The 24,924-nt window shown below is 42.4% G+C and carries 17 protein-coding genes and 5 tRNA genes; 6 read left to right on the forward strand and 16 right to left on the reverse strand.

Going from position 1 to position 24,924, the window contains the following annotated elements:
* Positions 1–65: 65 nt before the first annotated feature.
* From dapE to KYS23_RS14435, 12 genes are all read right to left on the reverse strand, one after another.
* Entirely contained in the window at positions 66–1,229 is a 1,164-nt protein-coding gene (gene dapE / locus KYS23_RS14380) for a succinyl-diaminopimelate desuccinylase (protein ID WP_218396022.1), read from the reverse strand.
* 609 nt (positions 1,230–1,838) lie between these two features.
* The gene (locus KYS23_RS14385; RefSeq protein WP_218396020.1) at positions 1,839–3,731 is read right to left on the reverse strand and encodes a SurA N-terminal domain-containing protein; all 1,893 of its coding nucleotides are present in this window, start codon (positions 3,729–3,731) and stop codon (positions 1,839–1,841) included.
* A 285-nt stretch (positions 3,732–4,016) separates the two neighbouring features.
* On the reverse strand, positions 4,017–4,289 hold the full coding sequence (gene hupB, locus KYS23_RS14390; protein ID WP_012518978.1) for a nucleoid-associated protein HU-beta: 273 nt from the start codon (positions 4,287–4,289) through the stop codon (positions 4,017–4,019).
* A gap of 303 nt (positions 4,290–4,592) precedes the next feature.
* On the reverse strand, positions 4,593–6,947 hold the full coding sequence (lon, locus tag KYS23_RS14395; RefSeq protein WP_013783306.1) for an endopeptidase La: 2,355 nt from the start codon (positions 6,945–6,947) through the stop codon (positions 4,593–4,595).
* Between the two features lie 431 nt (positions 6,948–7,378).
* Entirely contained in the window at positions 7,379–8,656 is a 1,278-nt protein-coding gene (clpX, locus tag KYS23_RS14400; protein WP_057790625.1) for an ATP-dependent protease ATP-binding subunit ClpX, read from the reverse strand.
* 78 nt (positions 8,657–8,734) lie between these two features.
* The gene (clpP, locus tag KYS23_RS14405; protein WP_159532159.1) at positions 8,735–9,364 is read right to left on the reverse strand and encodes an ATP-dependent Clp endopeptidase proteolytic subunit ClpP; all 630 of its coding nucleotides are present in this window, start codon (positions 9,362–9,364) and stop codon (positions 8,735–8,737) included.
* 98 nt (positions 9,365–9,462) lie between these two features.
* Positions 9,463–10,767, reverse strand: a complete 1,305-nt coding sequence (gene tig, locus KYS23_RS14410) for a trigger factor (protein ID WP_013783303.1) — start codon at positions 10,765–10,767, stop codon at positions 9,463–9,465.
* A 310-nt stretch (positions 10,768–11,077) separates the two neighbouring features.
* Positions 11,078–11,154, reverse strand: a tRNA-Pro gene (locus KYS23_RS14415).
* Between the two features lie 78 nt (positions 11,155–11,232).
* Positions 11,233–11,317: transfer RNA gene (locus KYS23_RS14420), tRNA-Leu, on the reverse strand.
* A 7-nt stretch (positions 11,318–11,324) separates the two neighbouring features.
* Positions 11,325–11,400 (reverse strand) — tRNA-His (locus tag KYS23_RS14425).
* Positions 11,401–11,497: 97 nt separating this feature from the next.
* A tRNA-Arg gene (locus KYS23_RS14430) sits at positions 11,498–11,574 on the reverse strand.
* Between the two features lie 25 nt (positions 11,575–11,599).
* Positions 11,600–11,676, reverse strand: a tRNA-Pro gene (locus KYS23_RS14435).
* Positions 11,677–12,063: 387 nt separating this feature from the next.
* Here KYS23_RS14435 and folD point away from each other — a divergent pair.
* The 6 genes from folD to KYS23_RS14465 all read left to right on the forward strand — a co-directional run bounded on the left by folD (position 12,064) and on the right by KYS23_RS14465 (position 18,104).
* The gene (gene folD, locus KYS23_RS14440) at positions 12,064–12,918 is read left to right on the forward strand and encodes a bifunctional methylenetetrahydrofolate dehydrogenase/methenyltetrahydrofolate cyclohydrolase FolD (RefSeq protein WP_159532161.1); all 855 of its coding nucleotides are present in this window, start codon (positions 12,064–12,066) and stop codon (positions 12,916–12,918) included.
* 9 nt (positions 12,919–12,927) lie between these two features.
* The gene (locus KYS23_RS14445; RefSeq protein WP_201299270.1) at positions 12,928–13,515 is read left to right on the forward strand and encodes a DUF1415 domain-containing protein; all 588 of its coding nucleotides are present in this window, start codon (positions 12,928–12,930) and stop codon (positions 13,513–13,515) included.
* Positions 13,516–13,681: 166 nt separating this feature from the next.
* Entirely contained in the window at positions 13,682–14,404 is a 723-nt protein-coding gene (gene tsaA / locus KYS23_RS14450) for a tRNA (N6-threonylcarbamoyladenosine(37)-N6)-methyltransferase TrmO (protein WP_218419155.1), read from the forward strand.
* 85 nt (positions 14,405–14,489) lie between these two features.
* Entirely contained in the window at positions 14,490–16,154 is a 1,665-nt protein-coding gene (locus KYS23_RS14455) for a proline--tRNA ligase (protein WP_218419156.1), read from the forward strand.
* Between the two features lie 109 nt (positions 16,155–16,263).
* Positions 16,264–17,109, forward strand: coding sequence for an MBL fold metallo-hydrolase (locus KYS23_RS14460; protein ID WP_218396017.1), 846 nt, complete (start codon positions 16,264–16,266; stop codon positions 17,107–17,109).
* A 50-nt stretch (positions 17,110–17,159) separates the two neighbouring features.
* A complete protein-coding gene (locus KYS23_RS14465; RefSeq protein WP_218419157.1) occupies positions 17,160–18,104 on the forward strand; it encodes a phospholipase A in 945 nt (314 codons plus the stop codon).
* Positions 18,105–18,264: 160 nt separating this feature from the next.
* Here KYS23_RS14465 and KYS23_RS14470 read toward each other — a convergent pair whose 3' ends face one another.
* The 4 genes from KYS23_RS14470 to guaA form a co-directional block, all read right to left on the reverse strand.
* Positions 18,265–19,161, reverse strand: coding sequence for a histone deacetylase family protein (locus tag KYS23_RS14470; RefSeq protein ID WP_159532170.1), 897 nt, complete (start codon positions 19,159–19,161; stop codon positions 18,265–18,267).
* Between the two features lie 102 nt (positions 19,162–19,263).
* On the reverse strand, positions 19,264–20,886 hold the full coding sequence (locus KYS23_RS14475; RefSeq protein WP_159532172.1) for a methyl-accepting chemotaxis protein: 1,623 nt from the start codon (positions 20,884–20,886) through the stop codon (positions 19,264–19,266).
* Between the two features lie 194 nt (positions 20,887–21,080).
* Complete coding sequence (locus KYS23_RS14480) at positions 21,081–23,003, reverse strand: acyltransferase family protein (protein WP_218396012.1); 1,923 nt, start codon at positions 23,001–23,003, stop codon at positions 21,081–21,083.
* A 267-nt stretch (positions 23,004–23,270) separates the two neighbouring features.
* A complete protein-coding gene (gene guaA, locus KYS23_RS14485) occupies positions 23,271–24,848 on the reverse strand; it encodes a glutamine-hydrolyzing GMP synthase (RefSeq protein WP_159532176.1) in 1,578 nt (525 codons plus the stop codon).
* Positions 24,849–24,924: the final 76 nt, after the last annotated feature.

A 24,924-nucleotide genomic window follows, 5' to 3' on the forward strand; every position in this document is an offset into this window, starting at 1 on the left:
AAAATAAGAAAAGCGCCCGTTGGCGCTTTTCTTATTTTAGTTGGCATATGAATCTAATACGGGCTTTACAGACTCAATAAAACATCTGTGAAAATGTCTTCCAGGGTCACAATATCTGATAGGTGAACGTGTTCATTAACTTGGTGGATGGTGGCATTTGGCACACCCACTTCTACCACTTGGGTTGTGTCTGATGCAAAAAACCGCCCGTCTGAGGTACCGCCAGACGTGCTGACCACAGGGTAACGTCCAGTGGCTTGTCGAATGGCTTTTTCTGTAATATTAATTAAGCAGCGCTTTTCAGTATTGCTTCTACTCAAATAGGATTCACAGGGTCGAGACCAGCTGATCGACGCGCTGGCATCTACCTCACCGATAATACGTGTTAATAACTTAACTAAGCTGTCACGGTTAAATTGCCATGCGTAACGCACATTAAATTCAATACGGGTACTACCCGACACTAAATTATCTGTAAACGCGCCCGTATCTACGTGAGTGACTTGCAAAGACGTACCTGGAAAGTCGAGGCTACCTTGTTCAAACTCGTAGGAGGATAACGCCTGTATGATACGGCTTGCTTTGTGAATTGCGTTATCGCACGTATGCGGGTAAGCAACATGCCCTTGTTTTCCTGATACCAAAATTGTGCCCGACAATGAACCTCTGCGGCCTACTTTAATGGTGTCGCCGGTAGTATGCGTAGCAGTAGGCTCGCCTACTAAGCACATATCAAGTGTAATTTGTTTGGCATCTAAATAGGCCTTTATCCATTTAGAGCCATATTCAGCCTCGCCTTCTTCATCACTGGTAATCAACCACCAATACGTATATTGGTTTGAATCCAGTGATGGTAGCGCTCTTTCTGTTGCTGCTAGCATGGCAGCAACACCCGTTTTCATATCGGCAGCGCCGCGACCATAAAGTTTATTTTGACTTATCACTGGGCAAAAGGGATTAGATTTCCATTTTTCTAATGGGCCTGGTGGCACTACATCGGTGTGGCCAGAAAAAGCAAAATGGATAGGCCCATCCCCCCATTTAGCGATTAAATTAGTCACCCCTTCCACTTTGTGCTTTTCACATGCAAAGCCTAGCTTTTCTAATCGGTGCATTAGATAGCTTTGGCACCCAGCGTCAACGGGGGTAATGGATTCCCGTGCCATAAGTACTTCTGCAAAATGAATGCTTCTAGCGTGGTGGACCAACGAAAGCGCAGTATTGTTCATAAGAATAAATGAAGTCTAAGTTTGCTTACCTGTTATTACACAAAGTAAAGATGACACACAGATAACAAAATTAAGACAAGGAAATGACAAGGCTAAACTGATTTCCCCTTATATACTGTAGTCATATATAGTTAGGGTTATAGATGATTCTATCGATAAACTTGTATTTAGGCAGCGAGCTAAAGTTATTACTAGAAGCGGTTACCCTACATAAAATTTAATCCCCCTTTACCGATACAACGCGAGGTCGAGTTTTGCTAAAGATTATTGTACTAATACCACTTATCTTGTCGTTATTGTGGTTTGGCTACTTGAGGGTGAATAGCTATTCCCTAGCACAAGGCAAACAAGGTTTTACTTACATACTGGTGCTGTCGAGTGTTATTGCGGCATTTTACGCTGTTATGCTATTTCTCACTCATTAGCTCTTTTGCTTACCGATAAGACGCCCACAAAAAAGCCAGTGTTGAACAAGCGATTGTTATTATCGCTGCTCCAACTCTGGCTTTTTTACGTATTCTACGCTTACCGCTAAGACTAAAATATCACGACTTTACGTATTAACTACGTTATATGCTCGCGAAAACCTATGTAGTAAGCTAAACAATACTAAAGGCTTTCAGACACCGTAACATCGGCATCAGCACGTAACGCTTCGATGAACTGTTGGTAAACACGCTGGCCTTGCATCTGTGCTAAACGAGGTTTCAGACTTTCTGACATCTCAGCACTTAGCGCAGGCGCACTGTTCACTTTAACAAGCTCAACAATGGCCACGTCACCGTTCACGGTTGCTACCACATCTACACGCTTTTCAGCTTCAGTAGATAAGGTAAATAGTTTATCAACGATACTGCGGTTTAAAGTACTACCACTTCTCGCCACTGCTTCAGCACTTTCCCAGTTAAGAGACTTTTCTGCTAATGTTGCATCTACACTTTCGCCTTGCTGAAGCGATTCAACAACACTTGTAGCCCAGCTTTCAGCAGCTTCTTGTGCTTTCTGTGCTTTCACTGTTGATACAATTCCATCACGAACTTCGTCTAGGGCTTGAGTACGCTGTGGCAAGTGCTCTACAACACGCACAACAACTACCGTTTCATCATCTAGTTCGATAATATCACTGTTCACGCCTTCATCGATAAGTTCAGAAGAAAACGCGACTTCAGTCAGTGCTGGTGAGCTCATATTTACTGGCACAGTGTTACGGCTAAACAAACCTGTTTCTTGTACCGGTAAGTCAACGGCGTTAGCAACATCTTCTAGTGTATCAGGCACTTCAAATGCAATTTCAGCCATGGTGTTTTGCAGCTCGAAGAATTCTTCTAATGCTTTATCGGTAAGCAATGTCTCGCGGATTTCTGCTTCTACGTCTTCAAATGCTTGAACTTGCGCTTCTTTAAGTTCAGTCAATTTAATGATGTGAAAACCGAATTCAGTTTCAACAACGTCGGTATAGTCACCCACATTCGCTAAACTAAATACCGCTTCATCAAACGCATCGTCCATCATTCCAGGAGTAATAAAATCTAGATCACCACCATTTTCAGCTGAAAAGGTGTCATCTGAATTACTTTCAGCTAACTCAGCAAAATCAGCACCGTCGTTCAGTTGGTCTAATAGTGCTTGAGTTTTCGCTTTTGCTGCATCAGCGTCATCACCTGACTCGATAAGAATATGTGAAACTCGACGCTCTTCTTCTTTGCCATAACCGCTAAGGTTATTGTCATAGTAAGTGCGAACGGCTTCGTCATCGACGCTTACGCGGCTTTTAACGTCTTCTACTGTCAGTGATACATAGGCAAGCTTAATTTGCTCTTCGGTATCAAATGCAGTGATGTTAGCGTTGTAATATTCGCCAATATCATCTTCTGTTACTTCCACCGAGTCGGCGAATGAAGCAGAATCAATCATCACGTATTTAGCGTCACGAGTTTGAAGCTGTAATGCATTCGCACGTTCAGCTTCTCCAGGCAATGCAAACTCAGAATTGGTTAACGCTGCAGCCAATTGATTTTGTGTCATTTGAATGCGTAAATAATCACGGAAGTCAGCAACCTGAAAGCCGTTTTGACGCAAAATAGTTTGGAAACGGTCGTTGTCGAATTGACCACCGAACTGAAACTCTGGCATTTGTACGATAGTTTCACGAATTTGAGCATCGCTAACGCGTAAGCCCATTTCCTGTGCTTGTTGCTGAATAAGTTTTTCAGCAATAAGTCTATCTAGTACGTTACGACGAAAGTCACTTAAATACTGTTCGCTTGAAAACAACTGGGCAATGCTCTCGCCAAATTGTGATTCCATTTGTGCCCGTTGGTTCTGATAACCGCGTTCTAATTCCTGAGCAGAAATTTCTTCGCCATTAACTGTTGCTACTGCCGTAGTACCTGAAGACGTCAGGTAGCTTCCTACACCAGCAAACACGAAACTCAATACGATTAGGGCAATAATTGCCATTGCCCATGGGCCTTGAGAACCTTCTCTGATTCTTTCTAGCATGATTGTTCTTCAACTCCGTTGCTTACTACACTTGCCCTTTAGCGTTGGATAATGCCTACGCTAACATCATGGCAAAAAATAAGCGGTGATTATAACCTAATACCTGTGAAGATAAACGGCTTAACAAAAACTAATCCTTCTATTGTCCAATAAAACCGCAGCGTGATGCGCAATGCACTGTCGCGCTATAGGTGAGATAAAGAAAATAGTGGGAAATGATAAATTCGGCGTTACAAATAAAAAAGGCGATGGCATAAGCCATCGCCTTTTTCTTGCAAGTTTTGCTTAGTTACAAGCGTCTTTCAGAGCTTTACCAGCTTTGAAAGATGGAACTTTCGCCGCTGAAATCTGAATAGTCTCACCAGTTTGTGGATTACGACCACTACGAGCAGAGCGCTCACGTACTGAGAAAGTACCGAAACCGACTAGTGCCACTTGGTCACCGTCTTTAAGTGCTGCAGTTACTGAGTCAGTGAATGCATCTAGAGCGCGGCCGGCAGCTGCTTTTGAAATATCTGCGCCAGCAGCAATTTGGTCGATAAGTTGAGACTTGTTCACTATTATGATCCCCTTCGATTGTTATTATACTGTTTGTCCAAAACGATTTGATTGAACGTTATAGCAAGCTTGATTCTGAACATCAAGCATCTGTCACAATTAATTAACTTTTATTGAATCGCTGCAATCCCTTTTGTGGCAAGGCTTCAAGCGAATACAAATTAAAGGTAACACAACTCTTGCGACAAGAAAGCCCTATTTTGAAAAAAATAGGCGAATTGGCGAAGGTATGCACACTTTTTAATCAATTATTGCAAATTTAAGGCTGCAAGCCTTTAAAATTAGGACATGCAGCCAACCATTTTAGCTTTTAGTTGCAACCTCAAAAGACTCTACTGGCTCTTGAAGTGCAATATCAAGCACATCATCAATCCACTTTACAGGGTGAATTGATAAATCTTTTTTCACGTTTTCTGGAATTTCTTCCAGATCACGTTCATTTTCTGCTGGAATAACCACCGTTTTAATTCCACCACGGTGTGCGGCTAGTAGCTTTTCTTTCAAACCACCAATGGCCAACACTTCACCACGCAGTGTTATTTCACCGGTCATGGCCACATCGCATTTAACGGGGTTACCTGTTAACGATGACACCAAAGCTGTACACATTGCGATACCCGCACTTGGGCCATCTTTAGGTGTAGCACCTTCAGGCACATGCACGTGAATATCGCGCTTTTCATAAAAATCTTCGTTAATACGAAGCTTTTCAGCGCGACTACGCACAACCGTCATTGCAGCTTTGATAGATTCCTGCATAACATCACCAAGCGAACCGGTTGATGTCATCTTGCCTTTACCTGGCACTGAGGTGGTTTCGATAGTCAGTAAATCACCGCCTACCTGTGTCCACGCTAATCCGGTAACTTGACCAATTTGATTGTCTTTATCTGCTTTACCGTAATCGAAGCGTTGTACACCTAAGTAATCTTTAAGATTGTCTTGAGTCACTGACACTTTATCTTTGCTCTTAGTCAGCAAGATATCTTTAACGGCTTTACGACATACCTTAGAAATTTCACGTTCTAAGCTACGAACGCCTGCTTCACGGGTGTAGTAACGAATCATGCCGATAATGGCAGATTCGGTAATCTCAAGCTCTTTAGACTTAAGTCCGTTACGTTCCATTTGCTTACTGATTAAGTGACGTGTTGCGATGTTTAGCTTCTCATCTTCGGTATAACCAGAAAGACGAATAACTTCCATACGGTCTAGTAATGGGCCTGGAATATTCATGCTATTCGAGGTCGCCACAAACATCACATCAGATAAATCGTAGTCCACTTCTAAATAGTGGTCACTGAAACTATTGTTCTGTTCTGGGTCAAGCACTTCAAGTAACGCAGATGCTGGGTCGCCACGCATATCAGACGACATTTTATCAATCTCATCTAATAGGAAAAGTGGGTTTTTAACTCCAACTTTTGCCATTTTCTGCACTAATTTTCCAGGTAATGAGCCTATGTAAGTACGTCTATGTCCACGAATTTCAGCTTCATCACGCACGCCGCCTAATGCCATACGTACATACTTGCGCCCTGTCGCTTTCGCAACCGATTGGCCCAAAGAGGTTTTACCCACACCAGGAGGCCCTACAAGACACAAGATGGGTCCTTTCAGCTTTTTAACACGCTGTTGTACCGCAAGGTATTCTAGAATGCGTTCTTTGACTTTCTCTAACCCGTAATGATCTTCATTTAGAACCACTTCAGCGCGAGATAAATCTTTCTTCACTGGTGAACGCTTATTCCACGGTACGTTGGTTAGCCACTCAATGTAGCTGCGCAATACGGTAGCTTCTGCCGACATGGGCGACATCATCTTAAGCTTTTGCAACTCAGACTTAGCTTTGTCCAACGCTTCTTGCGGCATTTTGGCGTCTTCGATTTTCTTCGCTAACGCTTCAAATTCATCCGGTGCATCATCAAGTTCACCGAGCTCTTTTTGAATGGCTTTCATTTGCTCATTCAAATAGTACTCACGCTGGCTTTTTTCCATTTGCTTTTTAACACGGGTGCGAATTTTCTTCTCAACCTGTAGCAAATCGATTTCACCTTCCATCAAGGCCATTAAATACTCAAGGCGTTCATTCACCCCTTTCATTTCTAGCACTTTTTGTTTTTCGGTGAGTTTAAGCGGCATGTGCGCAGCCATGGTATCTGCTAAGCGTGCAGCATCTTCGATACCATTTAGCGAAGTAAGTACCTCTGGCGGTATTTTTTTGTTTAGCTTAACGTAACCTTCAAACTGCGATACCGCAGAGCGAATAAGCACTTCTTGCTCGCTCTCATCAATAGCACCGTCTTCAATTTTATTTACGTTAGCTACAAAGAATGGCTCTGATTGCTCGTAACCTTCAACTTCACCACGCACACTCCCTTCAACTAACACTTTTACCGTGCCGTCAGGAAGTTTTAAAAGTTGAAGAATAGTGGCAATAGTACCAACGGTATAAATGTCATCGGCATCAGGTTCATCCACACCTGCGTCTTTCTGGGCTACTAAGAAAATCTGTTTCTCGTTTTCCATTGCCGCTTCAAGACAACGGATCGATTTTTCTCGCCCTACGAATAAGGGTATGACCATATGCGGATAAACAACCACGTCCCTTAAGGCAAGCACAGGAATTTCAATGCGATTTTCTCGCTCAACTGTCATACGTGTTCTCTATTAGTTAGCATTGTCGATTGATATGGGGATGCTAGCGCAAAGTTCAAATAAAACATTCTTAATGTACGTAAATTCGCTGCTTTCCCTGCTTTTCTTTACCATTATCGATTTTAGACCGTATGGCAATAGTTTGTTGCCGAATCTATCAGAAAGGATAGGTTAAACGGGTTTGTTTGCTTAAATAACCAGCAAGTTGTTTTTTGAAAGGTGAAAAAACGCTAATTTTAGCCATACAGAAAAGCGTAATATTTGAATATTATTTTTATGGCTTTGAAGTGAATGATCTCGAATATTGAGGTTAAGGGTGGGATGGGGGTGAAAGTAAGCTCGAGGTTAACAAACCCTAACGCAAAAAATATTTATAGGCTTTTAGAAAACAAAAAAGGCCCCGAAGGACCTTTTCTAGAAAGCAAAGCTACCTACTCAGAGGCTGCTTTTTTATCTGTATTATCGTAAATCAAGATAGGCTTAGACTCGCCGCGAATAACGGTTTCATCAATAACTACTTTGCTTACGTCTACCGCAGACGGTAATTCGTACATGGTATCAAGCAGAACTGCTTCAACAATTGAACGAAGACCACGGGCACCCGTTTTACGATCCATCGCCTTTTTAGCGATAGCATGCAGTGCGTCGTCACGGAACTCAAGTTCCACATCTTCCATATCAAATAATGCTGAGTACTGCTTCGTAATCGCATTCTTAGGCTCTTTAAGAATTTGAATCAAGGCTTCTTCATTCAATTCTTCAAGGCTAGTCACCACAGGTAGACGACCGATAAATTCAGGAATTAATCCGTATTTAACCAAGTCTTGTGGCTCTACTTGCTTGAACAACTCGCTTATTTGCGCGGTGTTTTCAGATTTAGACTTAACAGCCGCACCGAATCCAATACCCGTGCCCTTTTGTGCACGTTGTTCAATAACCTTATCAAGTCCTGCGAACGCACCACCACAGATAAAGAGAATCTTAGAGGTATCTACCTGCAAAAATTCTTGCTGTGGATGCTTACGGCCACCTTGCGGAGGAACGGAAGCAACAGTACCTTCAATAAGCTTAAGCAATGCTTGCTGTACACCTTCACCCGATACATCACGGGTAATAGATGGGTTATCTGATTTACGCGAAATTTTATCAATTTCATCAATGTAAACAATACCGCGTTGGGCTTTTTCTACATCGTAATCACATTTTTGCAGAAGCTTTTGAATGATGTTTTCAACATCCTCACCCACATAACCAGCTTCGGTTAATGTGGTTGCATCTGCCATTGTGAACGGAACGTCTAGCAAACGTGCAAGGGTTTCCGCTAGTAATGTTTTACCACTACCCGTTGGCCCGATAAGTAGGATGTTACTTTTACCAAGTTCCACACCATCGTGCACATCACCATTACGTAAACGTTTGTAGTGGTTATATACCGCTACAGACAATACTTTTTTGGCATGCTCTTGACCAATAACGTAGTCATCTAAGTGTGCATGGATTTCATTTGGCTTTGGTAAAGCATCCTGCTTTTGCTTAGGCGCGATTTCCTTGATTTCTTCGCGAATGATATCGTTACATAACTCAACACACTCGTCGCAAATAAACACCGACGGGCCTGCTATTAACTTTCTTACTTCGTGTTGGCTTTTGCCACAAAACGAGCAGTACAGTAACTTGTTATCACCGTCACCGCTTTGTTTATCACTCATTACAATTGCCTCTGCCTTGCCTGAACCGAAAACCAAATCGTGCCTAGCACTAGTTCAGGTCTACTATATATAACTATACTACTTAGTTACAGCCGCGTCAGATCGATTTGTCATAACTTGGTCGATCAAGCCGTATTCTTTGGCTTCAGTTGCACTAAGGAAGTTGTCACGATCAGTATCGTGGGCAACTTTCTCGTAATCTTGTCCCGTGTGTTGCGCCATTAGGCGGTTCAACTTCTCTTTAATAGACAGGATTTCTTTCGCATGAATTTCAAAATCTGATGCTTGACCTTGGAAACCACCTAAAGGTTGGTGAATCATCACACGAGAGTTTGGTAAACAGTAACGCTTACCTTTAGCACCACCAGACAACAAAAATGCACCCATGCTAGCCGCTTGACCTACACATACCGTGCTTACGTCTGGCTTGATGAAATTCATGGTGTCATAAATTGCCATACCCGCAGTTACAGAACCGCCAGGTGAATTGATATAAAGAAAAATGTCTTTTTCTGGATTTTCAGCTTCCAAAAATAGCATTTGAGCCACAATCAGGTTGGCCATGTGGTCTTCTACCTGCCCTACTAAGAAAATAACATTTTCTTTTAGTAGACGAGAATAGATGTCGTACGAACGTTCACCTTTGGAAGTTTGTTCAACTACCATTGGAACAAGTGCATTCATTGGATCAAATGGGGTATTAGTCATAGCTACCTTGATTATCTAGCGTTAAAAACAAAAATGCTCGGAAGGCTCCGAGCATTTAAGCAGTTGCTGACAGGTGAAGTCAATCAGACAGTAAAAAATTACGCCTGTTTGTTCATAACCTCGTCAAAAGCTTTAGTTACTTCGGTAACTTTAGCTTGCTCAAGTACCCACTCAACCGCCTGCTCTTCTAATGCAACATTTTGCATTTGCTGCATAAGCTCTTGGTTGTTGTTGTAGTATTCTACAACTTCTTGAGGGTCTTCATACGCTGAAGCAGCAGTTTCGATCATCTCGTTTACTTTTGCTTCGTCAGCTTTAAGTTCGTTTTGCTTAATTACTTCACCTAATAATAGCCCAATTGAAACACGACGCTTGGCATTATCAGTAAATAATTCAGCAGGCAACTCAGGAAGGTTTTGACCACCGCCCTGTTGGCTGAAACGCTGTTTAGCTTGTTCACGTAAAGCGTTAACTTCTTGGTCGATAAGTGCTTGAGGAATATCAAGCTCATTAGCGTCAACCAATTTAGCAATAACGTCTTCTTTAACCTGAGTTTTAAGTGTTTGATCTAGCTCGCGCTGCATGTTCTTACGAACTTCAGCTTTAAGCGCGTCAACACCACCTTCCTGAACACCGAACAAAGTAGCAAACTCTTCGTCAACTTTAGGAAGTGACTGGCCTTCTACTTTTTTCACTGTTACTTGGAATACCGCGTCTTTACCTTTAAGGTTTTCTGCGTGGTAATCCTCAGGGAAAGCAACTTCTACTGTTACTTCTTCGCCCGCTTTCGCGCCAACTAGTGGCTTTTCGAAACCTGGGATCATGCGATCTTGACCTAGTTCAAGTTCGAAATCTTCAGCTTTTCCGCCTTCAAATTCTTCACCGTCGATAGAACCAACGAAATCGATAACAACTTTATCGTCTTTCTTCGCTTTACGTTTAACTTCTTTCCAAGAAGCGTGTTGCTTCTGTAGCGTTACCATCATGTTATCAAGATCTTCGTCAGTAATTTCTACTACTGGCTTTTCGATTTCAATATCGTTGATGCCTTTAACTTCTACTTCTGGATACACTTCAAAAGAAGCAACAAATTCCAAATCCTGACCATCTTCATCTTTAGTCAATTCGAAATTAGGCATACCAGCTGGTTGAATTTTTTCTTGAACGATAGCCTGATAGAAGTTTTGCTGCATTACATCACCAGCAATTTCTTGACGCACTGCTTGGCCGAAACGCTTTTTGATTACGCTTACTGGTACCTTGCCTGGGCGGAAACCGTTGATTCGTTGCGTTTTCGCCAATTGCTGTAGGCGAGATTTAACAGCTGAATCAATAGCGTCAGCTGGAACGGTGATAGTAAGACGGCGTTCTAAACCCTGGGTCGTCTCGACTGAAACTTGCATTATATTACCTCAACTTTACGCCTATTTAAGCGCTTTGTTCTCAATCCCCTCTCCCGTCGTGCCTAAATGGCATATCACACCGGGGTAGAGGTCGTTTCCGACGTTTGCACTAACAAAACACCACACAATACTGTGTTAATCGCGTATTTGTTACAAACATACGAGTTAAAAAAAGACGCCGTAGTATACAGTCGCAGAGAACGAGAGTCGAGAGGGAAACACAAGTTTGTAACACGCTTTTGAATGATAAGTGTGCAAACAGATAGAAATAAGGAATTTAATAAGGAAAATATAACGAGGATAGAGTAAATGGTCGGTGAGATAGGATTTGAACCTACGACCCCTTGTACCCAAAACAAGTGCGCTACCAAGCTGCGCCACTCACCGACAATAATACTTAACAAAACACTTAAAAAGCACTTACAACAGCGCTTTAAACAGCTTTTGTGAAAAAAGCCTAAAACATGGTGCGGAAGGAGAGACTTGAACTCTCACGCCGTGAAGCACTGGAACCTAAATCCAGCGTGTCTACCAATTCCACCACTCCCGCGAAAAAGTGGGGTGGACGATGGGGCTCGAACCCACGACAACCGGAATCACAATCCGGGGCTCTACCAACTGAGCTACGCCCACCACTGAGGTGCTTGCAATAAATAAACATGTTGAATTGATAGTACATGTTTACCTTTAAAGATTCGACTAATCCGAATCAGGTCCTACCTGACTCGCATGGCGCGTCCGGCAGGATTCGAACCTGCGACCCACGGCTTAGAAGGCCGTTGCTCTATCCAGCTGAGCTACGGACGCTCGGCGAATCTTCGCTTGCAAAAAATGGTCGGTGAGATAGGATTTGAACCTACGACCCCTTGTACCCAAAACAAGTGCGCTACCAAGCTGCGCCACTCACCGACTGTGTAACGATACGTTTGAAGCAATTTGCGTCTGTGCCGTTACGGGGTGCGAATATTACTGACAAGACCCCACCTCGTCAAACACTTTTTTAAATAAAATATTCAACCGCTCACAAACCGCGCATAAATGTGCTTTTTTGAGCACTTTGGGTATTTTTCAAACTGATTCTATCCAATAGACCGACCATTAAATACAAACCTAGAGGTAGAACACTTATGTCCCTACGATAAACAATTTCATTATTTATCGAAATTTACCTTATGTAGTTGCCATTTATTCAAAATTTTTTGCGATTTACACTATTTGTGTGTTTCTACTGGTCGCCACATGCTGTTTTATGAAACAATAATTAGCACTTAATGACCACACATTATAATCACTTCTATGACAGCTCATTTAATTGACGGCAAATTAATTGCCAAACAAGTACGCCAGCATGTTGCTTCCTATGTCGATTCACTTATTGATGCAAAGAAACGTCAACCTGGATTAGCCGTTGTGTTAGTCGGTAGCGATGCTGCCTCTCAAGTCTATGTTTCTAACAAGCGTAAAGCGTGTGATGAAGTTGGCTTTGTATCTCGTTCCTTTGATTTACCCGCTGATACAACAGAAAGCGAACTGTTAGCACTTGTTGATCAATTAAATGACGACAAAGAAATAGACGGTATCTTAGTACAGCTGCCCCTACCCGCCGGTTTAAATGCAGAAAAAGTGTTAGAGCGCATTCACCCGCATAAAGATGTAGATGGCTTTCATCCTTATAACATAGGAAGATTGGCACAACGTATCCCCGCGCTTCGCCCGTGTACTCCGAAAGGTATCATGACCATGATTGAGGCCACTAAGCGCCCCGTTAAAGGGTTAGATGCAGTTATCGTGGGTGCATCAAACATCGTAGGCCGACCAATGAGCTTAGAGCTTTTACTTGCCGGTTGCACTGTTACTACCTGTCATAAATTCACACAAGATTTAAAAGCTCATGTAAGTCGTGCAGACCTTCTTGTGGTCGCGGTAGGTAAACCAAACTTTATTCCTGGTGACTGGATTAAGCATGGTGCTATTGTTATTGATGTAGGTATTAACCGTGTGAGTGACGGTTCGTTAGTTGGCGACGTAGATTTTGAGCCTGCTAAACAACGTGCTGGATGGATTACCCCTGTGCCTGGCGGTGTGGGCCCAATGACAGTGGCCAGCTTAATAGAAAACACCCTAGAAGCTTACGTAAAATACCACTCTTAAGTTGAAATCGTGAACGATACACATCTTATAGAAGCCACGATGCGTTGGGTTGATGACATTGTCATCAACCACAACTTTTGCCCCTTTGCGGGTTTTGTACGCCAACCGGGCCAAATTCACTGCGTCGTGGTTAATGGGAATTCAGGCGATGTTATTGCCTCGCTTTTCGATGAGTGTAAACGATTAGACGAGAAAGACGATATTGCCACTACCCTTATCATCGCACCTTCATCATCTACAGCTTCCTTTGACGACTACCTAGATGTATTAGCGATATGTGATCGTATGCTATCTGATTGGGGGTACAGTGGCGTTTATCAACTCGCCAGTTTTCACCCAGACTATCAATTTGATGGTGAAGCTAAAGACAGCGTAGCGAATTATACCAACCGCTCTCCCTACCCTCTACTGCATTTAATTCGCGAGCGAGATATTGCCCGCTATATGAAAAACGAAGATGATGCAGAGAAAATTTACACTCACAATATTGCCAAAGCCAATGAATTGGGGTGCCCTTACTTTGAAAAAGCACTAAATGAAATGCGAGATGAAGCGTCGAAGAAAACACACTCACTGAATTCTAAAACGCCAAAATAAAAACGGCCTGTAAAAACAGGCCAAAAATATATTGGGTCCAGGGAAACCAAATACGGCTGCCCCAAGTGTCCGCAATTGGTACAAGCGTTTAAACTTGCAACCGAACTCTACCTTAACTATGTGAGAATTTTATGACAGTTCACTTTACAAATAGCGCGTTGCACAAATGAACCAGTGTCAGTTTCCCCTTTCTCCCATCGGCCATATAAAGACACCGTTTAAACAAAAGTTTGCAATTCCCCGACAGCCCAACTTAGCAAAGGCAAAAGGCCAAGTCGTTTTAGCGCCTGAATTTAATGACCCTCGAGTTTTTAAAGGGTTGGAAGTATTCAGCCATGTGTGGCTGCTATTCGTTTTCCACGAAAATATAGATAAGGGGTGGAAACCAACTGTTAAAGCCCCTCGCTTGGGCGGCAATGCAACACTTGGGGTATTTGCTTCAAGAAGTACACACCGCCCCAATGGCATAGGCATGTCTGCAGTAAAGAATTTAGGTTACGAAGCCATTAATGACGAACTCATTTTGCATGTTGAAGGAGTAGATTTGTTAGATGGCACCCCAATTATCGATATTAAGCCTTATTTACCTTATGCCGATTCACTGCCTCAGGCATCTGATACTCTTGCTGAACTGACCCACGCCTCCCCCATTCCGCATCTCGATGTAACTATTAACGCCAATGTGCAGCACATACTCGAAGCAGCCGCGATAGACCACCCCGATCTACCCACATTGCTAACGGCGGTACTGGCTCAAGATCCCCGCCCCGCTTATCGTCATAAACGATTAAGTGATGAAAAGACCTACCATACTGCACTGTATAATTATGACTTTGCCTTCACAGTGAAAAATAGTGTGGTTGAAGTCATTGGGATTAACACGCTTTAGTCGCACGTGGTTGTAGCACTATTGCTCACAGTTAATTAGAATACGCTCAATTGTATTTTTCATAGTTATAGGAAGACCGCTTCGAATGCGCACTAGTCAATATTTACTTGCCACGCAGAAAGAAACTCCGGCCGATGCTGAGGTTATCAGCCACCAGTTAATGTTACGTGCTGGTATGATAAGAAAACTGGCTTCAGGCCTTTATACGTGGTTGCCAACTGGGCTTCGCGTACTGAATAAAGTGGCAAACATCGTTCGTGAAGAAATGAACAAAGCAGGCGGAGTAGAAGTGTTAATGCCAGTAGTCCAACCTGCTGATTTGTGGGAAGAGTCTGGCCGTTGGGAAGAATATGGCCCAGAGTTACTGCGCATTAAAGACCGCCACCAGCGAGACTTTGTGCTAGGTCCTACACATGAAGAAGTGATCACATCGTTAGTCAGAAACGAAATCAGTAGTTACAAACAGCTGCCAATCAATCTTTATCAAATTCAAACTAAATTCCGTGATGAAGTGCGTCCTCGTTTTGGCATTATGCGTGGTCGTGAATTCACCATGAAAGATGCTTACAGCTTTCATTTAGACGATACGTGTTTAGATAAAACTTACCAAACAATGTATGAAGCCTATGGAAATATCTTTAATCGCATGGGCTTAGATTTCCGAGCAGTTATTGCCGACTCAGGCTCAATTGGTGGAAACCATTCTCATGAGTTCCACGTACTTGCCGAGTCTGGTGAAGATGCCATTGCCTTTGCAAGCGACAGCGACTACGCCGCAAACGTTGAAATGGCGGCTACGGCAATGCCAGAAAAACAACAAGCTTCAGGCGCAGCAGCAGAAGTCGTAAGTGGTAAAGCTTCAGATAGCGCACTTAGCATTTATGTTGTTAAAGGCGAAACGGAAGAAGAGAGCACAACTGAACAGTGGGTTGTATTAGTAGTGCGCGCAGAACATGAGCTTAACGATGTTAAAGCGGAAAAAGTCACTGGCGTAGCTAGTCCGCTTGTTATAGCAAGTGAAGAAAAAGCCACTGAAATCTTAGGCGCTTATCCTGCTTTCGTTAACCCTAATGATATTACGTTGCCAATGCATGTCGACTTTAGTGCCGCAGCACTTGCTGATTTTGCTTGTGGTGCAGGCGAAAATGGCCAAATCACGAAAAATGCAAATTGGACTGTCGATTTAAAAACAGCAGATTTACGTAACATTGTGGCTGGTGATGCTTCGCCAGACGGCAATGGTACCATTGAAATAAAGCGCGGAATTGAAGTGGGCCATATTTTCCAACTAGGTAGCAAATACTCAGAAGCGATGAATTGTGGTGTACTAAGCGAAACGGGTAAACACCAAACACTTACCATGGGGTGTTATGGAATTGGTGTTTCACGTATTGTTGCGGCGGCTATTGAACAAAACCATGATAAATACGGCATCATGTGGCCTGATCCTATCGCGCCATTTAAAATTGCACTTATTCCAATGAACATGCATAAATCTCACCGTATTAAAGAAGCGGCTGAGGCACTATACGAACAACTGATTGCGTTGGGTATAGACGTATTATTTGACGACCGCAAAGAACGCCCTGGTGTAATGTTTAATGACATGGAATTAATTGGCATACCTCACAGTATTGTTATTGGCGAAAGAAACCTCGACAATCAACAAATTGAGTATAAAAACCGCCGCACAGGTGAAAAGCAATTATTAGATTTAGATTCGGCTAAAGACTTTGTTGTTAGTCTTTAACATTGTCTATTATTGAAAGATAAATATTAGTAATTTTGCATTTGACCTTGTATAGCGCTTTGCAATAACAGCAATTGTGGTTAGCTAAAAGAATAAAAACGGTGAACATATGCGGTTAACATTTTACGGCGTGAGGGGCTCTATTCCTACTCCTGGAGAGGCCTATGCACGCTATGGTGGCAATACCGCATGCGTTCATATCGAATTAACCGATGGCACAGATATTGTGCTTGATTCGGGAACGGGTATCAGACTGTTGGGGAACAATCTTCGCAGAAAAGATACCCCTATTCACTTATTGCTCAGCCATAACCACTGGGATCACATACAAGGTTTTCCATTCTTTAGCCCTATCTTTCAAAAAGACAGGGAAATTTATATTTATCCTGGGCAAACGACCTTGCCCGAGTACGATCAAATCTTAAAACAAATGGAAGGCTCATCGTTCCCTGTCCCTATCAGTGCGTTACCGTCTAAGCTTCATTTAACCATTATCCCGCCCGAGCAAGATATTTGGGAAATCGGTTCTGCCATCATTCGCAGAATACCTATTAATCACCCTGGCAAGGGTAGCGCTTATAGTATTGAAGAAAGAGGCATTAAAATCGCCTACATTACTGACAACGAACTCTACCCACCCTATAAAAAAGAAACGGACTTTTTAACATTTGTTGATTTTGCTAGAAACGCGGACGTTGTTATTCATGATGCACAATATATGATGTCCGATATGCCGGCTAAAACTGGGTGGGGTCATTCGATTGCTGAAGAAGCTGTAAAGCTCGCCATCGCATGCAATGCAAAACAATTAGCGCTATATAGCCATGATCCAGATCGCACAGATGAGGATATTGATAAGGTGGTTGAACACTGCATGGATTACATCACTATTGCAGAGTCGAACCTGAAAATATTTGCATCAACGGAAGGCCAGTCACTGGAATTCACTAATTAAAATAATGTAGCAAAAAACAACAACGACTTACCCAACGGAGAACACCACCAGTGTCAGTGTTTAAGCCATTTTTAATATTGGCTGCAGTCAGTCTGTGCAGCATAAATGCCCTTGCCCAACAAAATGCGCAAGACGAGCAAGAGAGTGATATTGAAGTCATTGATATCATTAAACGAGATACCACTTCTGAAAGTGCGCTCGATAATCGTATGGAAGGTGATAAGGAAGCAATTGATAACGTTTTTGCAATTACTCAGCATAGACAAAACTATTTTCTTCCTATGACTTACATTACCAATCCGAACTCAAACGGTAATCAAGAGCTCACAGAAGACAATGTCGATAAAAAAGAAGCCAAGTTTCAGGTTAGTGTAAAGCTGCCTCTTTATTTGGAAGACACTGGGTTTGATGGCATTTACCTCGGTTTTACCCTTACCTCATTTTGGCAGCTATATAATAGCGAAGTATCTAAACCCTTTAGAGAAACCAATTATGAGCCAGAGATATTTTGGCAAGAAACGGCAGACTACTCGGTTTTAGGGTATAAATTTAATACCTTTCAATTAGGGTTTAACCATATGTCTAACGGACAGAGTGGCCTTAGCTCTAGAAGTTGGAACCGTATTTTCGCCTCTGTTGTGTTTAGTGACCAAGACGATATTTATTATTTAAAAACTTGGTATCGTATTCCTGAAGACGACAAAGCAGACCCGCTTGATCCTACCGGAGATGATAACCCAGATATCGAAAACTATTATGGTCGTATGGAATTCGGTTATGGGCGCAAGCTTGGTAATTTCAAAGTGATGGCATTGCTTCGCAATAACCTTAACTTAGGGAATAACCGAGGTAGCATTCAGCTTGATTTAACCTATCCGCTCACCGACCGTTATGAGTTACTGTTTCAATATTTTAACGGCTACGGCGACTCACTCATTGATTACAACCGCTCTCAAGAACGAGTAGGACTAGGCTTTCAGCTACTTTTCCTATAAGCATTTAATTAATAAGAGGCCTTGTCTTATAGGCCTCTTATTAAGTAACACAGTACGTTAATGCATTTTCCAGCTTACCTGATTACCTTTCTTATATGGCTCTCACCACTATAGCTTTTTTGTTAAACGGCTATTTAACTTACCCTTAATTACTGCTTTTTCACATGACTCCAGCCGCTTTGTACAATTGAAGATGAACATCTACTAACGCATCTATGTCACGCTGATACCCGCCACCGATGACCGCTGCGATGGGTATACCCATACGTTCAGCGAACGCAAAAACCATATCATCTCGGGCGCTAACGCCTTCGGTTGTGATGTTTAATAAGCCCAAGTCGTCATTAACATGAATATCTACGCCAGCATCATAAATAATGGCGTCTGCTTGAAATTGCATGGCAACCATGGCGAGTGTTTCTTGCACTGTGTTTAAATATTCGTCGTCTTCACAGCCCTTCGCCATGCCTATATCGATGTTTGAATGTTGCTTTCGATAAGGGAAGTTTTTCTCACCATGAACTGACACGGTGAAAATACTATTGTCGTATTGAGCTAGCTTAGCCGTACCATCCCCTTGATGGACGTCGAAGTCGATAATTAATACATTGTCTATACCGCTAGATTTTTGCATGTTTTTTGCGGCAAGAAATAAATCGTTAAATAAGCAAAATCCTGACCCAAAATCTGAGAATGCGTGATGGTAGCCACCGGTTAAATTTAACGCTTTCCCGTGTTTTATCGCCAATTCAGCAGTTAAACATGTACCTGACACTGCCGTAAGGGTGCGTTCGATTAGTTGATCCGACCAAGGAAAGCCAATACGACGCATGGCTTTTTTATCTAGTGTGCCGCCGGTTAACTGCTGAACATAGACTTTATCAAAGTGAGACTCCAATTCCGTTATCGCTAACGGTGAAGGTGTGTGAAATACACTATCAGCAACACCGTGAGACGATAATGCATTTCGAATACCTTGGTATTTATCGATAGGGAAGCGATGGCGTTCAGGTAAGCTGAGTTGGCTATAAATAGGGTGAAATACCAGTGGGATCATAACGTCTCAGTCGCTACCTTGTATTATTTGTAGTGGATATTACCTTGGGTTCATAAAAAAACGGAGCATTGAGCTCCGTTTCATTATACGCACTATCATGTATTAGCGGGTTAAACTGTTCACCACTTTTTCCACATTGACAGACATACTCTTCATCGACTCTGCCATGTCATCACGTTGTGCCAATTTATGATACCGGTCGGACGATGCCACTACGTTCGCAATAATACTTTCCACCTGAGACAACACTGCCTCTTGCTCGTCTGCGGCTTCATTAAGGGCAACCACTACACTCGCCGTTTCTTTAATATCCTCAACCACATTATTTAAGGTTTGCAATGCAGTAGCAGCTTCAGTCGCATTGCTGTCTGAAAGCTGTTTACCTTCTTCCATGGCCAGAACGGCTCCACGGGCTTCTGCTTCAAAACTGCTAAGAATATTGTTTATTTCTTTCGTTGATTGCTGTGTTTTAGCTGCTAACGCCCGAACTTCATCTGCCACCACCGCGAAGCCTCTACCATGTTCTCCTGCCCTAGCAGCTTCAATTGCAGCATTGAGCGCCAATAAATTGGTTTGGTCGGCAATTTCATTGATAACGTTAACCACTTTAAGAATGTTTTTGCTGCGGCTTTGCAGGTCGCTTACAATATCACTCGATTCTGTTACCGTTTTTGCCAGTTGCTTAAACCCAGTATTAGCGCGCTCAAAAGTCGAATAGCAACTCGCAACGTTCTCTTCTGAGTTTTTGGTTGCCACTGCTACTTGGTCGGTAATCGCGACCAAGTTCTGAACTATACCTTTTAATTTATCAGTGGTGGCATCTAGCGATAGTGATGCATCGCGCTGCTCTACTGCGCCATCCATTATTGATTGCCCTACATCGCCAAGGGTTACGAAAGCACGCTCCATTTCTAATTCGGTTTGATGTAACTGAGTGACTGAATCTTTTAGCTTACTTTGTAATGCTCTGGCTGAGTCAGCTAAAATGCCAAGCTCGTGCCCACTTGAATAAGTCAGCGGGTAATCGTATTGACTGGTTGCTAAATTAGAAATGCACGCAGCCACTTCACGAGTAGGGTTAATTACCTGGGTGCGAAGACGACTAATTACATAAATTACAGATAGCAGTGACAGCACGATAGCAGCCAGTAAAATTAGCCATAACATCCTGCGTGTGCCGTCCTTTAGATCAGTAATGGCTAGCTCAGATTGATGTGCTATTTCATCGGCAATACTTTCAAGTAGTTTTGCTGGCTCTCGGTCGATGCCACGAACGAAGCTATCTCCAACTTTTGGGTCTAAACCCGATGCTATAAAGGCCGCATAACCTTCTCGATACTTTTCAGCCATATAGGCGTGCGATGTTTGGAACTTTCGAATATCCGCTTTGGCTTTATCACTCACTACAGGGTTTGACAGCATTTGGCTAAATTGCTGCTTTATCTCAGCTTCTCGCTTTTGAAAGCGAGACCAGTACTTTTCCCGGTCGTCGTCGTTGTGCCCCCTCAGCAGCGTATTTTTCCATTCCTGAACCTGTGTTTTAAAGGTGTTTAAGGTAGCATTAACATCACGCTCTGCCTGAACAAGTGTATGCTCTAGGGATTCGAAACTGCTTAACAACGAGAAAGATTTATAGATGGATGCGGCGTTTAAAAAAACCAATAAACATAAGCTCGCAAGTACAGGGGTAATTACCAATCGACTGATACTGGTATAATTGAACACAGCGCTTAACCTTTAGTCTAATAAAAATTCGAAAATCGTGAAACTCCGTCATTAGATGATAATTTAATGACAGAAACGTTACAAACTAGGTATTACGCTGCATACCTTTGCATATCCATTGATACGCAAGAATTATAGAACTAAAAGCAGATTTTGAAACTTTCTTCTATGACAATAAAAAATTGCACTAGCAACTAGGGTTCCAACCAATTTATACGGCTAACCTCTTCACCAAAGTATTTTGCTCCCGCTAACGTGTGATGTCCATAATCGTAAAATAGCTTTTCTAAAGATTGATTGACGCCAGAACACTGTTTTAAAGCAGGCTTGCAAACATAATCCATCCTATCTAGCTGCGTAACATCAGGGAATTTTTTTACTATAAGGTCGAGAGCTTCGTTAATCTCTCTCACTCTTCCTGTGAAGTCCACTCTTGTCGTTGTTTTATTAGTACTGTAAGCGTTGAAATACTCTGAATTAATATGGTTAGCGAGAACCTCATCACCGGCATACGATTTATCATCTCTTACTACATAGGCAACAAAGTCTGCAAGTGTCCAACTGCGTGTTCTGTATTCAGGGAATTCGTGGATATTGTTGACTACAATAATGCCTTTCCCAGCTTCTATAAATTTTTCAATAACCTGATTTAAGGCGGCTATATCCTCTAGGTCATATCTAGAAGCTATAATTATAGTATCAGCATGTTTAAAATTTGGAACATCCGAAAGCTCAGAAAAATTCTTATAGATTTCACTAATTTCACTCCCATAACGTGCAAAAGAAAATATCGAGCCGTTGTATTTTGAATGTACCAGTACGTTATACAAATCTTTGGAGTGAGAGTTACCTATAATCAATGCATTTTCATAGTTTTTTTCTAAATCGAACCACAGCTCATTTTCGTTATGTTGACGTACTAAACGCCAAGACTCTTCTCTTAATACGGTATTGCTTCGAGATGCCTCTGAAATTTGAAAGCTATTTAGCGTATTAAAATTACCTGGGTTTAGTTTTGTGGAAAAAATTGCACTACTAGCGCCAATTACAATAAAACCGATTAATGATAAGCAAGAGTACGTGAATATTGACTTACGACTTATCTTATCTTTGAATCTAAAAGGTGTTTCTACATACTTCCAACTTCCATAGGCTAGCAACATAGTCAATAAACTAAGGGATAACATTAAACCATGGGAAGGCTCTTCCACTGAAAGTATTCTGGTAAAGGCGAAGATAGGTTGATGCCATAGGTAGGCAGAATAGCTGATTAAGCCCACGCCTACGCACAACTTAACGCTAAGCAAACGTCCAACTAGAGTTTGCGTATCAGCAAATAAAACGATTAACACCACACCAACTACGGGTACCAGTGTATAAAAACTAGGAAATGGCACAAAGCTGTTGAAGAAGAAAGTAGCGTAAAGCACCATTAAAAGGCCGATGGAGGCCGCGACATTGTTAGATCTCACACCATGCTTTTGCACTAAAAAAGCAGCTAGAGAGCCAGCTAACAGTTCCCAACCACGAAATGGCGCGAGATAAAAATTTGCACTTGGACTGTTTCGATAGCCCCACTCGCATGCCAGTAAACTCATCGTAGCAATAAATGCTATCAACAAAAAAAGCTGTTCTCTTTTAAAACCTTGTCGCCATGCAAACATAAGTAGTAAAGGAAATATCAGGTAATACTGCTCTTCTACCGCCAAACTCCACGTGTGAAGCAAAGGCTTCTCTTCAGCAGCGGCCTCAAAGTAGCCGCTCTCTCGCCAAAAAAGAATATTAGATGCGAAAAGGCTCACGGCAACAATACTATGAGAAAACTCTTTAAAACTGTCAACTGTCATGGTCGACCATGCAATCGGCATACATACCACTATGACAAATACCAGTGCGGGTAATATTCTTCTAGCACGCCGTTCGTAAAAATTCACTAAGCTAAATTTTTCACGCTCAATTTCCACGATAAGAATAGAGGTAATTAAATAACCGCTGATAACAAAGAAAACATCGACACCGACGAAACCACCAGCAAAGAATTTAAATCCGGCATGAAACAGAATGACAGGTAGTACGGCCAATGCTCTTAAGCCGTCAATCTCGGAGCGATATTTCAAAATAAAGTCCTTTTAGAAAGTATCTGTTATCCCCCCTGCTCAGTTAACATCTATACCGTTGCAGTAATAGAGATGACGTATTTAGAGGGGTTATATAGTTATACTTTATTTTCACGTAACGTAAGAAAAATTAACACTGGTATTTTCGAAGTACCCTCAAAAATTGTGCGCTTTTGAGCTTAGCAAAGCGTCATAAGCTTTCAATGCAATTAAAGTAAATCACATTAGATACGCCTTTAAGCGCACAATAATGAGGTTATTGCTTTTTTATTCCCACTCAATTGTAGCTGGCGGCTTACCCGAAATGTCATAAACAACGCGGGAAATACCATCGATTTCGTTAATAATACGATTCGAAACTTTACCTAAGAAGTCATAAGGTAAATGCGCCCAGTGAGCCGTCATAAAATCGATTGTTTCTACCGCGCGTAGTGATACTACCCAATCGTATTTACGGGCATCACCCATTACGCCCACGGAGCGTACAGGCAAGAAAACGGTGAAGGCTTGACTCACTTTCTGGTATAAATCAGCGTTGTACAATTCTTCAATGAAAATAGCGTCTGCACGGCGTAGTAAGTCGCAATACTCTTTTTTCACTTCACCAAGCACGCGTACACCTAAGCCAGGTCCTGGGAATGGGTGACGGTAGAGCATGTCATACGGTAAACCTAGTTCAAGACCAATTTTACGTACTTCATCTTTGAATAGCTCACGCAAGGGTTCAACTAAACCTAGCGCCATGTCTTCTGGCAAGCCACCAACATTATGGTGAGACTTAATCACATGGGCTTTACCTGTTGCGGAACCAGCTGATTCAATAACATCGGGGTAGATAGTGCCCTGAGCTAGCCATTTCGCATTGGCAAGCTTTCCAGCTTCTTCGTCGAATACTCGGACAAATTCATTACCAATCGCTTTACGCTTAAGCTCTGGATCCTCAATATCCTTTAGACGCCCTAAAAAACGGTCCTCAGCGTCAACACGGATAATATTGAGACCAAAATGGTCACCAAACATCTCCATTACTTGATCAGCTTCGTTTAAACGAAGCAAACCATTGTCTACAAACACACAGGTGAGGTTTTCACCAATAGCACGATGCAGCAGCATAGCAGTAACCGATGAATCGACGCCCCCCGACAAACCTAGAATGACGCGATCGTCGCCAACTTTTTGTTGAATGCGCGCAATAGCATCTTCAATAATGGCATCGGCAGTCCATAACTTTTCGCATTTACACACATCCATGACGAAATGGCTTAACAAACGCATACCTTGCTTAGTGTGGGTCACTTCAGGGTGAAACTGAACACCGTAAAACTGCTTTTCTTCGTTATACATAGCCGCGTGCGGGCAAGAGGCTGTTTGCGCAATAGTCTCGAACCCAGCAGGTACAGCGGCAACTTTATCGCCGTGACTCATCCATACATCAAGTAACGCATTGCCATTCTCGCCAATGCTATCTTCAATATGACTAAGTAAAGACGTAGGTTTAATAACTTCTACCTGCGCATAACCAAATTCCCGTTTGTCAGAGCCTAAAACACCGCCACCCAGTTGGGCTGCCATGGTTTGCATGCCGTAACAAATACCAAAAACAGGCACACCAGCTTCGAATACGTATTCAGGGGCGCGAGGAGAGTTCTCTTCTGTTACTGACTCAGGGCCGCCCGATAAAATAATGCCTTGTGGATTAAATTCTCGAATTTGCTCTTCGGTCACATCCCAAGCCCAAAGCTCACAATAAACGCCTATTTCACGAACGCGACGCGCAATAAGCTGCGTGTACTGTGAACCAAAATCTAAAATCAGAATGCGTTGGTCATGGATATTTGTGGTCATGTTTTTACCCGTTTTATAATAGAACGAAGGCGGCGATGAGGCGGAAAGATACCCGCCTCACGATGCGCTGTATATG

The organism is Alteromonas lipotrueae (assembly GCF_019249255.1).
In the GTDB taxonomy this organism is placed as follows: domain Bacteria; phylum Pseudomonadota; class Gammaproteobacteria; order Enterobacterales; family Alteromonadaceae; genus Alteromonas; species Alteromonas lipotrueae.

What these genes read in the sequence shown, in the direction of transcription:
- KYS23_RS14385 (WP_218396020.1), bottom strand. Translation starts at nt 3,731, where the DNA reads ATGCTAGAAAGAATCAGAGAAGGTTCTCAAGGCCCATGGGCAATGGCA.
- clpP (WP_159532159.1), bottom strand. Translation starts at nt 9,364, where the DNA reads ATGACTAATACCCCATTTGATCCAATGAATGCACTTGTTCCAATGGTA.
- clpX (WP_057790625.1), bottom strand. Translation starts at nt 8,656, where the DNA reads ATGAGTGATAAACAAAGCGGTGACGGTGATAACAAGTTACTGTACTGC.
- KYS23_RS14455 (WP_218419156.1), top strand. Translation starts at nt 14,490, where the DNA reads ATGCGCACTAGTCAATATTTACTTGCCACGCAGAAAGAAACTCCGGCC.
- folD (WP_159532161.1), top strand. Translation starts at nt 12,064, where the DNA reads ATGACAGCTCATTTAATTGACGGCAAATTAATTGCCAAACAAGTACGC.
- lon (WP_013783306.1), bottom strand. Translation starts at nt 6,947, where the DNA reads ATGACAGTTGAGCGAGAAAATCGCATTGAAATTCCTGTGCTTGCCTTA.
- KYS23_RS14470 (WP_159532170.1), bottom strand. Translation starts at nt 19,161, where the DNA reads ATGATCCCACTGGTATTTCACCCTATTTATAGCCAACTCAGCTTACCT.
- tsaA (WP_218419155.1), top strand. Translation starts at nt 13,682, where the DNA reads ATGAACCAGTGTCAGTTTCCCCTTTCTCCCATCGGCCATATAAAGACA.
- tig (WP_013783303.1), bottom strand. Translation starts at nt 10,767, where the DNA reads ATGCAAGTTTCAGTCGAGACGACCCAGGGTTTAGAACGCCGTCTTACT.
- KYS23_RS14460 (WP_218396017.1), top strand. Translation starts at nt 16,264, where the DNA reads ATGCGGTTAACATTTTACGGCGTGAGGGGCTCTATTCCTACTCCTGGA.
- dapE (WP_218396022.1), bottom strand. Translation starts at nt 1,229, where the DNA reads ATGAACAATACTGCGCTTTCGTTGGTCCACCACGCTAGAAGCATTCAT.
- guaA (WP_159532176.1), bottom strand. Translation starts at nt 24,848, where the DNA reads ATGACCACAAATATCCATGACCAACGCATTCTGATTTTAGATTTTGGT.